This is a genomic window from Streptomyces sp. NPDC003691 (assembly GCF_053981115.1).
Genome location: NZ_JBSFNQ010000007.1, coordinates 114,653 through 126,150, shown reverse-complemented (window position 1 = coordinate 126,150; position 11,498 = coordinate 114,653). Strand labels below are relative to the sequence as shown.

Sequence of the window (11,498 nt, the reverse complement as noted above, 5' to 3'; positions counted from 1 at the left end):
CCACGGTCGTGCCATGAACCAGCACGGAGATCCTCACCAGAATTCTCAGAACGGCTCGCGGGGCGCACATGGGGCATCGGGCCCGGGCGGCTCGCGCGGTTCGTCCGGCCCGCACGGTATCGAAGCGGCGAGGGCGGCGGGCGGCGCTGCCCGGTCCCGCGGCGAGCGGCGCGACGGTCCCGGCGGAGCCGACGAGCAGATCACCCTGCGCGGCCCCGCCGAACTCGCCGACTGCCTGCCCTATCTGCTGGGCTACACCCCTTCCGACTCCGTCGTCCTGGTGGCCCTGCACGGTGAGCGCGGCCGGTTCGGCGGCCGGGTGAAGCTGGGCATCCCCGGCTCTCCCGCCGAGTGGGAACCGACCGCACGGCAGCTCGCGGAGTGTCTGATCGAGACCAGCGTGCGCCGGGAAGGACGGCCCGACGGCATCGTGCTCTTCCTCTGCCGGGAACCGGCCGGGGGCCAGACCGGCCGCGAGGTGATGGAGTGGCTGCGCCCGTTCGCGCAGCGGTTGCGCACCGCCTGCGGCGCCCGCGACGTCCCGGTGTTCGAGGCGCTGTGCATTTCCGGCGGGAGGTTCTGGTCGTACTGCTGTCCGGACGAGCGGTGCTGTCCCGCCGAAGGGACGACCCTTGTCGCTCCCGGCACTTCCGTCCTGGCGGCGGCCGCGACCTACGCGGGCATCGGGCTCCGGGGATCCCAGCAACAGCTGGAGGCGCGGCTCCGGCCGCTCCCGGACCGGTCCGCCGAGGGACAGCGGCGCGCCCTCGACGGCGCGGGCGCGGACCTGGTCCACGGCATGCTCCTGGACGGGCGGGAGCGCCGCAGTATCGGTGACGACACGATCGCCCTGGCCCGGATGCTGATGGAGCGGCTGTCCGGGGCGGAGCCGATCGTGAGCCCGCCGCTCGCCGATGCCGCCGACGACGGACTCATCAGCGACGACGAGGCGGCGTTCGTGATCCTCGGCCTCCAGGACCGGGAGACCCGGGACCGGGCGGCCGCCTGGATGGAGGGGGCGGAAGCGGAGCCCGCGCTGCGGCTGTGGCGGGCCCTGGCCAGGCGCTGTGTCCAGCCCTACACCGAGCACGCCGCCGCACCCCTGACACTTGCGGGCTGGGTCGCCTGGTCGACCGGCGACGAACCGGCCGCGCGGATCGCCCTGGCCGCGGCCCTGCACAGTGACGCCGAATACGTCTTCGCGCTTCTGCTGCACCAGGCGTGCAACGAGGGCGTGGAGCCGGAGGTCATCCGCCAGTGGCTGCGGCAGGGCGCAGCGGAACCGGCCGGCCCGGAGAAGGCCGGTGGCGGGGTGCCCGCCGACAGGCCGGACGGCGCCCGGAGCACGGGCGTTCCGGCGCGGCCCCGGGCGAGGTCGGTGCGGCCGGCCGCGGGCCGCCCCGCCGGACCGGGGGCGGCGGTGCGCCCGGGAAAGCAGGGGCGGACGGCCGGTTCGCGGAAGCAGGCCGGGGGAGGGGTGCGCCGGAGCGGCGGCCGCCCGGAGGGCGGGCCGGGTGACGGGTGACCGCGCCGGGAGCCAGGCCGGCCCGTGCCCGGCGCGATGAGCGAGGCCGACGGGTTGCGTGTGACGGACGGGAGCCGAGGGGAAGGGGCGGGCAAAGAAGCGGGCGGAGAAGACGAAAGGAGTGTTTATCGTCAGGCAGACGACTATGATCACGGTCATGCCTCCCTACGACCCGTCGGCCTTTCCCCCCTTTGCCGTCACCGTCGATCTGGTCGTGCTCACGGTGCGCCGCCACGCGCTCTGCGCCTTGGTGGTACGCCGGGGGGAGGCGCCGTTCCAGGGCCGCTGGGCGCTGCCGGGCGGGTTCGTCCGGGAGGACGAGGATCTGACGGGTGCCGCCGCGCGGGAGCTGTCCGAGGAGACCGGGCTCAGCGCCCATGACCCGGCGGCGCCCGGCCCGGGCGGCGGTGCCCATCTGGAGCAGCTTGCCACCTACGGCGACCCCGGTCGGGATCCCCGGATGCGGGTGGTCAGCGTCGCCCATCTGGTGCTGGCGCCCGATCTGCCCGCGCCCCGGGCCGGCGGGGACGCCCATGGCGCCCGCTGGGCGCCCGTGGAGGATCTGCTCGGCCAGGACGCGGCACCCGCCGGGGAGGCCGCCGAGCACGCCGCGCCGCTCGCCTTCGACCATGCGCGGATCCTTGCGGACGGAGTGGAACGGGCGCGCTCCAAGATCGAATACTCGTCGCTGGCCACGGCCTTCTGCCCGGCGGAGTTCACCGTGGGCGAGCTGCGGCGGGTGTACGAGGCGGTGTGGGGGGTGGCGCTCGACCCCAGGAACTTCCACCGGAAGGTGACCGGGACTCCGGGATTCCTGGTGCCGGCGGGCGGTACGACCACGCGGCAGGGCGGCCGGCCGGCCCAGCTGTTCCGGGCGGGCGGGGCGACCCTGCTCAACCCGCCGATGCTGCGCCCCGAGGTCTGACCGGCCGGACCGGAAGACCCCACGATCACCCGTCTGCCGGTCCCCGGCCCGAGGGCGGACGGACGCGGGCGACCGCCGCCCGGGTCCCCGGCCGGTGCGGCGGAGTGCGGCGCCGGACACCCAGGCCGAGGGCAATGCGCAAAAAGTCTGAAATGCCGGGTTATCGTGCTCGGTGCCCGCATGCCGCCGGGCGGCTCCGGCCGCCCCTCCGTGGGAGACGCGATGCTCCAGGCCGTCGGACTGACCAGCGCCCCCCGGCGGGAACTCCCGCCTGCCGTCGACGATCTCACCCTCGAAGCCGCTCCCGGGCTCGTCACCGTCCTGCTGGGGGCCGCCGGGGCGGGCAAGACGACCGCGCTCCGCCTGATGCTGGAGCTCGAACCCGGCCAGGGCATCACGTACTACCGGGGAAACCGGCTCGCCGATGTCGCCCACCCCGCGCGCGAGGTCGGCGCCCTGCTCGGCGACGTACCGGGGCACCCCGCCCGGACCGTCCGGGGGCAGCTGCGCATGCTCTGCGCGGCCGCGGGGGTGCCGATGGCCCGTGCCGGGGAACTCCTGGAGTCCCTTGACCTCGCCGGGGTCGCCGACGAGCATCTCGGCGGTCTCCCGCTTGCCATGGACCGGCGGCTCGGACTCGCTTCCGCGCTCCTCGGCGACCCCGCCACGCTCCTGCTCGACGAGCCCGCGAAGGGCCTCTCGCCCCGTGACCGGGCCTGGCTGTACGGAGCGCTGCGCGGCCACGCCGACCGGGGCGGGGCGGTGCTGTGCACCGTCGCCGACCCCAGGGAGGCCGCCCGGATCGGGGACCGGGTGATCACCCTGGATGCGGGGCGCCTCGTCGCCGATCAGGACGGCGCCGAGTTCGCCCGGACCCGGCTGCGCCCGCGCGTATCCGTCCGCACCCCGCACGCCGCGCGGCTCGCCGATGTCGTCCACCGCGAGGCCCGCGCCGCCCGGCGCTCCGTCGAAGTGGTGACCGAGCGCGGCGGACTCCTCTCCGTCTACGGCAGCACCTGTGCCGAGGTCGGCGAGGCCGCCTTCCGGCACGGAGTGCTCGTCCACCGGCTGGCCGACGAGACCGGCGACGTTGCCCCCGCCGCGCCGCCGCCCGGGGCGGCTCCCGCGGCCGTGCCCCCGCCGCCCGGCCGGGGCGTCGGCCGAGTCCTCGCCCGTGTGCCCCGGTTCCGCCGGGGCACAACCGAGGGGCTCCCCGGCGCCCTGCCCCCGCCGCGGCCCGTGACCGGCCCGGCCCGCCCCCTGCGGTACGAACTCCACCGCCTCCTGGGCGTCCGCACCGCATGGTGGATCGCCGCCGCCGCGGTCCTGGTCTCGGTGGCACTCGGGCTGCTGCTCGCCCGCTCCCGGGACACCCCGGTCCAGGCGGCCGTAGCCGCCTGGCCGGACTTTCTGCCGCTGCCCCCCGCCGCCTTCGCGGCCGGGCTGGTCGGTGCTCTCTCCTTCGGCGACGAGTACCGCTACCCGGCGCTGGCGGCCGCACGCGGCACCGTGCCGCGCCGCGTCGGACTGCTCCTTGCCAAGCTCGGGGTGGCCGCCGCCTACGCGTCGGTGCTCGCCCTGCTGGCCGCCGCCGGCGTACACCAGTCCCTCCGGCTGGTGTACGGGGCCGAAGCGACCGCCCTGCCGGGCAACTGGCCCGCACTCGCCGCGGGCTGGGCCGGGCTCGCGGTGGGCTGTGCCTGGGCGGGGCTCCTCGCCGCCGGGACCTTCCGGTCGACGGCCGCCGGAGCCGCCGCCGTACTGGCCGTCCCGGTCCTGGTCACCCCCCTCGTCCAGAAGGCGCTGGCCGCTCCCTCGGTGCGCTCCGCCGCCGGACTGCCGGACCGGCTCCGCGAGCTGACCTGGGTGCAGCTGCCGCACCAGGCGGATGTCTGGCTGACGGCGGGGGCCCGGCTGCTGGCCCGGCCGGTCGGTGTCGCCCTCATGCTGTCGCTGGCCGCGCTCGTCTGCGCCTACGCCGCAATCGGACTGCGCCGCCGGGTGCGGTGGTGACGGCAGGCGCCGCGGCGGCACGGAGCTTCCACGATGATCCGCTGATCGGATCGACGACACTCGAAGAAATGCCCACTTCTATCCGATAAGTCGTCAATTGTGGGGGAAGCGCCGATCACCCTTTCGTGTGCTTTTCACCAAAGACCTCAAGGCTCGCGAAAGCCGCGCCGACAAAGGATGCGTGAGCACCCTTGCGCAGACCATGATGACCGCCCGCCCCGCCGACTCCGGCCTCGCCGGTCCGGGCGAACTCGACCGATACTCCTACGCGGAGCCGCACGCCGCCGAGCGCGTGACGCCTCCCTCGTGGGACGGCCCGGAGACCGAGCTGGGCCGGGCCGGGCGCCGTGCGGCAGGCAGCCGGGGCCGTGGACTGCACGGCCAACTCGTTCAGCAGCTCGGTCAGATGATCGTCTCCGGCGATCTGGGGGCCGACCGTCCGCTCGTTCCGGAGGAGATCGGGCAGCGCTTCGAGGTCTCGCGGACCGTCGTCCGCGAATCGCTGCGCGTCCTGGAGGCCAAGGGGCTGGTCAGCGCCCGGCCCAATGTCGGCACCCGGGTCCGGCCGGTCAGCGACTGGAATCTGCTCGACCCCGACATCATCGAATGGCGTGCCTTCGGCCCCCAGCGCGACGACCAGCGCCGTGAGCTCTGCGAGCTGCGCTGGACCATCGAGCCCCTCGCCGCGCGCCTCGCCGCGGGACACGGACGCGAGGACGTCCAGCAGCGCCTCGGCGACATGGTGGAGATCATGGGCCATGCCCTCGCTCAGGGTGACGGGATCACCTTCTCCCGGGCCGATGCCGAATTCCACACCCTGCTGATCCAGCTCGCCGGGAACCGCATGCTGGAGCACCTCTCGGGAATCGTCTCCGCGGCGCTTCAGGTGTCCGGTGGCCCCGTCACCGGCTGTGACCGGCCGAACGAGGTCTCCCTCACCCATCACGCGCGGATTGCCGACGCGCTCGCCACCGGTGACCCGGCCGCCGCGGAATCGGCCATGCGGCAACTGCTCACGGTCCACCCGGAGGTGGAACGCGTGGTGCCCGCGCCGCGTGAGCACTGAGCGCCCGGTCGCGGGGCCGGGCGTACGGAGGCGTACGCACACCGTGCCCGGATGCACGCGTGCCGCCGGATTCCACGGGGATCCGGCGGCACGGTTGCGCGTAGAACATCCGATCTATCCGATTCACCCGTCTTGGGGTGTGACTCGGGCCACGTGGATTGGGCGTAACGCTCCTCGAAACCGTGCGATGACCTAAGAGGTGACAGCCGAGGAGGGAATACAGCCGCCGCTGACGGCGCTGTTCTGTTCCGAGGTGTGTTCCGCCCGCGCCACCGGCACATCCGCAGCCCGGTGGTCGTCGGCTCCGGCCCGATCATGGGCTGAGCCGGAAGCCGTTTCCATCGTTCCGAGAGGTTGTTCGTGTCGGCCAGCACATCCCGTACGCTCCCGCCGGAGATCGCCGAGTCCGAGTCTGTGATGGCGCTCATCGAGCGGGGAAAGGCTGATGGGCAGATCGCCGGCGATGACGTGCGTCGGGCCTTCGAGGCTGACCAGATTCCGCCAACCCAGTGGAAGAATGTTCTGCGCAGCCTCAACCAGATCCTCGAGGAAGAGGGTGTGACGCTGATGGTCAGTGCCGCGGAGTCGCCCAAACGCTCCCGCAAGAGCGTCGCTGCGAAGAGCCCGGCGAAGCGCACCGCCACCAGGACCGTCGCCGCCAAGACCGTCACGACGAAGACCGTCGCCGCCAGCGCGGCCCCGGCCGAGACCGTGGACGCGCAGACCGGTGACGAGACCGCGGCGGCGCCCGCCAAGAAGGCGGCGGCCAAGAAGACCGCCGCCAAGAAGACGGCGGTGAAGAAGACCGCCGCCAAGAAGACCGTGGCCAAGAAGACCGCGGCCAAGAAGGACTCCGACGAGCCGGTCGACGGCGAAGAGCTGCTCGAAGACGTCGCGCCCGGTGGCAAGGACGACGAAGAGGCCGAGGGCGAGAGCAAGGGCTTCGTCCTGTCGGACGAGGACGAGGACGACGCGCCCGCGCAGCAGGTCGCGGTCGCCGGAGCCACCGCCGACCCGGTCAAGGACTATCTGAAGCAGATCGGCAAGGTCCCCCTCCTCAACGCCGAGCAGGAGGTGGAGCTGGCCAAGCGCATCGAGGCCGGTCTCTTCGCCGAGGACAAGCTGGCGAACTCCGACAAGCTGGCGCCCAAGCTCAAGCGCGAGCTGGAGATCATTGCCGAGGACGGCCGCCGCGCCAAGAACCATCTGCTGGAGGCCAACCTCCGGCTGGTGGTCTCGCTCGCCAAGCGCTACACCGGCCGCGGCATGCTCTTCCTGGACCTGATCCAGGAGGGCAACCTGGGTCTGATCCGCGCCGTGGAGAAGTTCGACTACACCAAGGGCTACAAGTTCTCCACGTACGCCACCTGGTGGATCCGGCAGGCGATCACCCGCGCCATGGCCGACCAGGCGCGCACCATCCGTATTCCGGTGCACATGGTCGAGGTCATCAACAAGCTGGCCCGTGTGCAGCGCCAGATGCTCCAGGACCTGGGCCGCGAGCCCACCCCGGAGGAGCTGGCCAAGGAACTCGACATGACCCCCGAGAAGGTCATCGAGGTGCAGAAGTACGGCCGTGAGCCGATCTCCCTGCACACCCCGCTGGGCGAGGACGGCGACAGCGAGTTCGGTGATCTGATCGAGGACTCCGAGGCGGTCGTGCCGGCGGACGCGGTCAGCTTCACCCTCCTCCAGGAGCAGCTTCACTCCGTGCTCGACACCCTCTCGGAGCGTGAGGCCGGCGTGGTCTCGATGCGCTTCGGCCTCACCGACGGCCAGCCCAAGACGCTGGACGAGATCGGCAAGGTCTACGGGGTCACCCGGGAGCGGATCCGGCAGATCGAATCCAAGACGATGTCGAAGCTGCGCCACCCCTCACGTTCGCAGGTGCTCCGCGACTACCTCGACTGACGGACCGAACCGACGGCTGCCGATGCCGTCCGCTGTCCGGCGTCATCAGGGCCCGTGTCCCCTTCGGGGGCCGGGCCCTTCGCCGTATGCGGCCGTATGCAGGGCGATATCCGGCCGTCCGTCTGTCAGGGGTCTGGCATATGCCGGTCGAACGGACGTCTGTGCGTCAGTGCGGCGTGGTGCGAGGGTGCGCCGGACGGCCCGCTGGCTGACGCTGAGTGGACGCTACTCACTCAGAGTCAGGAGACCGTATGCGCCCTCTTCTCGTCCGAGCCCTGACCGGAACGCTGGCCCTCGCCGCCACCGGAGGCGTGGTGCCCCTGGTGGAGCCGGTACCGGCGGCGGCCGACAGTGTCGTCGTGGGCGGTTTTCCGGTACGGGCGTCGGATACGCCGTGGGTTGTCGCGCTCGCCAGCCGTGACCGGTTCGGGGGAACGCGGGCGGGCCAGTTCTGCGGCGGTGTGCTGATCGCGCCGGACAAGGTCATGACGGCGGCGCACTGTCTGAGCCGGACGGTGCTCGGCGGTGAGGTGAGCCAGGTGCGTGATCTCCGGGTGATCACCGGGCGGACGGAGCTGACCGCCTCCGACGGCCGGGAGATCGCGGTCAGCGGGAGCTGGGTGTCGCCCGCGTACAACCCTCTGACCAACAGTTCGGACCTGGCCGTGCTGACGCTGGCGGAGACGGTGCCGGAGTCGCAGGTGATCCCGGTCGCGCCCGAGGGTGACGAGGCGTACGTACCTGGGACGGGGGCGACGGTCTACGGCTGGGGCGATACGGAGGGCAACGGCAGCTATGCCACGGCGCTGCGGGCGGCCGATGTGACGGTCCTGGCCGACCGGAACTGCCGGACGGCCTATCCAGGGGGGCTGGGCGGGCGCTACGACGCCTCGACGATGCTCTGTGCCGGAGACCCCCGGGGAGGTCATGACGCCTGCCAGGGGGACAGCGGAGGGCCGTTGGTGGCCCGGGGGAAGCTCATCGGGCTGGTGTCGTGGGGGAGCGGCTGCGGCCGGGCGGACAGTCCGGGGGTCTACACCCGGGTGTCGGCGGTACGCCTGCCGTAGCGGCGGCTCCGGCGGGCCGGGCCGGGGGCGCGGTCCCGTCGCCGGGACGGACGGCGCCGTACCCGCGCGTACGGGCCGATGACGAGAGCGGGCGGTCGCCCCTGCTGATCAGGGACGACCGCCCGTCAGCCGGTCCTGGACCGGCCTTCGCTCGTCGTGGGATGCGAGGTGTCAGTGATCCTCTTGCCCGGCACCGGCCGGCACGGCCGTGAGTCGGTCGGTCTCATCCTGTATTTCCGCGGCGATCTTCTTGAGTTCCGGCTCGAACTTGCGTCCGTGGTGGGCGCAGAAGAGCAGTTCACCGCCGCTGGTCAGTACGACGCGCAGGTATGCCTGGGCGCCGCAGCGGTCGCAGCGGTCAGCGGCCGTCAGCGGGCTCGCGGGTGTCAGAACAGTAGTCACGTCGCCTCTTCTCTAGCTCGACGAGCTGTCGTACCAGGGTCAACATCCAACCAGCCCGAAAACGTTCCCGCTCGGGGCTTTTCCTCGAAAGTTCCCTTCCGAGGGGGCTGTCTGCTACCAGGTGGCGGCGAATGAGCCGTATTGCTGTGCTCTACGGGTTTCGCGTTGCTTGTCTCGGGTCGGCCCTCCCGGCCGGGTTGCCGGTGTTCATGAGGACGTGCCCGGAGCCTAAATGGTTCATGCCTCGAAGGGAACGTGATGTTCACGTCACCCCATCGGGCTATCGAACGCCCGTGCGATAATGGGGCGGGGCGGGAAAACCCGAGGGTGGCGTTACATCGGCTCTATCAGGGCTCGGTACCCTCTGACCGGCGACCGACGCCGGGCCTTTACCCACCTGGGCCACATCTGAAATTCAGCGAGGAGCGAACCGCGTGACCGCCGAAACGTCCGTGCCGTCCACAGCTTTGCTGACAGCGGAGCGTGACGGCTCCAACTACACAGCGCGGCATCTCCTCGTACTCGAGGGTCTCGAAGCGGTTCGCAAGCGCCCCGGCATGTACATCGGGTCGACCGACAGCCGCGGCCTGATGCACTGCCTCTGGGAGATCATCGACAACTCGGTCGACGAGGCCCTCGGCGGCTACTGCGACCACATCGAGGTCATCCTCCACGACGACGGATCGGTCGAGGTCCGGGACAACGGACGCGGCATCCCCGTCGACGTCGAGCCCAAGACCGGACTGTCCGGCGTCGAGGTCGTGATGACCAAGCTGCACGCCGGCGGCAAGTTCGGCGGCGGTTCCTACGCGGCCTCCGGCGGTCTGCACGGCGTCGGCGCGTCCGTGGTCAACGCGCTGTCGGCCCGGCTCGACGTCGAGGTCGACCGCAGCAGCGCCACCCACTCCATCAGCTTCCGCCGCGGAGTGCCCGGAATCTTCACCGAGCAGGGGCCCGAGGCGCCCTTCGACCCGGGGAACGGACTGCGCAAGGGCAAGCGCGTGCCCAGGACCCGGACCGGCACCCGCGTACGGTACTGGGCCGACCGGCAGATCTTCCTGAAGGACGCCAAGCTGTCGCTGGAGACCCTCCACCAGCGCGCCCGCCAGACCGCCTTCCTGGTACCCGGACTGACCATCGTCGTCCGCGACGAGCGGGACCTGGAGGGCGAGGGCAAGAGCCAGGAGATCTTCCGCTTCGACGGCGGGATCAGCGAGTTCTGCGAGTATCTCGCACAGGACAAGGGCGTCTGCGACGTGCTGCGGCTCACCGGGCAGGGCACGTTCAAGGAGACCGTGCCCGTGCTCGACGACCGCGGGCACATGACACCCACCGAGGTCACCCGGGAGCTGGGTGTCGACATCGCTCTGCGCTGGGGCACGGGATACGACACCAACGTCCGGTCTTTCGTGAACATCATCGCCACGCCCAAGGGCGGTACCCATGTCACGGGCTTCGAGCGCTCCGTGACCAAGACGATGAACGAGGTCCTCCGCTCCGCCAAGCTGCTGCGGGTCGCCGAGGACGACATCGTGAAGGACGACGCCCTCGAAGGGCTCACCGCCGTGGTCACGGTCCGCCTGGCCGAGCCCCAGTTCGAGGGGCAGACCAAGGAGGTGCTGGGGACCTCGGCCGCCAACCGGATCGTGGCGAATGTGGTGGCCAAGGAGCTGAAGGCCTTCCTGACCTCCACCAAGCGCGATGCCAAGGCGCAGGCCAGGGCCGTCCTGGAGAAGGCCGTGGCGGCCGCCCGGACCCGGATCGCGGCCCGCCAGCACAAGGAGGCACAGCGCCGGAAGACGGCGCTGGAGACCTCGTCGCTGCCGGCGAAGCTCGCCGACTGCCGCAGTGACGACGTGGAGCGCAGCGAACTCTTCATCGTCGAGGGGGACTCCGCGCTCGGTACGGCCAAGCTGGCCCGGAACAGTGAGTTCCAGGCGCTGCTGCCGATCCGGGGCAAGATCCTCAACGTTCAGAAGTCGTCGGTCTCCGACATGCTGAAGAACGCCGAGTGCGGGGCGATCATCCAGGTCATAGGAGCCGGTTCGGGCCGGACCTTCGATATCGACGCCGCCCGGTACGGCAAGATCGTTCTCCTGGTGGACGCCGATGTCGACGGCGCCCATATCCGCTGCCTGCTGCTCACGCTCTTCCAGCGCTATATGCGGCCGATGGTGGAGGCGGGGCGGGTGTTCGCCGCGGTGCCGCCGCTGCACCGGATCGAACTGGTCCAGCCGAAGAAGGGCCAGGACAAGTACGTCTACACCTACTCGGACAACGAGCTGCGGCAGACGCTGCTGGAGTTCCAGCGCAAGGGCGTCCGCTTCAAGGACTCCGTGCAGCGGTACAAGGGTCTGGGCGAGATGGACGCCGACCAGCTGGCCGAGACCACCATGGACCCCCGCCACCGCACACTGCGGCGGATCAATATCGGTGATCTCGACGCGGCCGAGCAGGTCTTCGACCTGCTGATGGGCAACGAGGTCGCGCCCCGCAAGGAGTTCATCACCAGCTCGGCGGCGACGCTGGACCGTTCGCGCATCGACGCCTGACGGCGGCGGCCCGACAACGGCGGCCGGAGGGCCGCAC

General features: G+C 71.5%; 8 protein-coding genes. 7 read left to right on the top strand and 1 reads right to left on the bottom strand.

Going from position 1 to position 11,498, the window contains the following annotated elements; translation table 11 throughout:
• The first annotated feature begins 13 nt into the window (after positions 1-13).
• The 6 genes from ACWDR0_RS05760 (at position 14) to ACWDR0_RS05735 (ending at position 8,507) form a co-directional block, all read left to right on the top strand.
• Entirely contained in the window at positions 14-1,525 is a 1,512-nt protein-coding gene (locus tag ACWDR0_RS05760) for a DUF4192 domain-containing protein (protein ID WP_456350367.1), read from the top strand.
• A 157-nt stretch (positions 1,526-1,682) separates the two neighbouring features.
• On the top strand, positions 1,683-2,450 hold the full coding sequence (locus ACWDR0_RS05755; protein ID WP_456350366.1) for an NUDIX hydrolase: 768 nt from the start codon (positions 1,683-1,685) through the stop codon (positions 2,448-2,450).
• 222 nt (positions 2,451-2,672) lie between these two features.
• A complete protein-coding gene (locus tag ACWDR0_RS05750) occupies positions 2,673-4,463 on the top strand; it encodes an ATP-binding cassette domain-containing protein (protein WP_456350365.1) in 1,791 nt (596 codons plus the stop codon).
• A gap of 181 nt (positions 4,464-4,644) precedes the next feature.
• A complete protein-coding gene (locus tag ACWDR0_RS05745) occupies positions 4,645-5,529 on the top strand; it encodes a FadR/GntR family transcriptional regulator (RefSeq protein ID WP_456350364.1) in 885 nt (294 codons plus the stop codon).
• Between the two features lie 360 nt (positions 5,530-5,889).
• Complete coding sequence (locus ACWDR0_RS05740; RefSeq protein ID WP_456350363.1) at positions 5,890-7,440, top strand: RNA polymerase sigma factor; 1,551 nt, start codon at positions 5,890-5,892, stop codon at positions 7,438-7,440.
• Positions 7,441-7,691: 251 nt separating this feature from the next.
• Positions 7,692-8,507: a S1 family serine peptidase gene (locus tag ACWDR0_RS05735; RefSeq protein ID WP_456350362.1), complete on the top strand. Its 816-nt coding sequence runs from the start codon at positions 7,692-7,694 to the stop codon at positions 8,505-8,507.
• Between the two features lie 171 nt (positions 8,508-8,678).
• On the opposite strand, the gene ACWDR0_RS05730 is transcribed toward ACWDR0_RS05735, so the two are convergent.
• Positions 8,679-8,909, bottom strand: a complete 231-nt coding sequence (locus ACWDR0_RS05730; RefSeq protein ID WP_006346139.1) for a DUF7455 domain-containing protein — start codon at positions 8,907-8,909, stop codon at positions 8,679-8,681.
• 434 nt (positions 8,910-9,343) lie between these two features.
• Between ACWDR0_RS05730 and ACWDR0_RS05725 the strand changes: the two genes are divergently transcribed.
• On the top strand, positions 9,344-11,461 hold the full coding sequence (locus ACWDR0_RS05725; protein ID WP_456350361.1) for a DNA gyrase/topoisomerase IV subunit B: 2,118 nt from the start codon (positions 9,344-9,346) through the stop codon (positions 11,459-11,461).
• Positions 11,462-11,498: the final 37 nt, after the last annotated feature.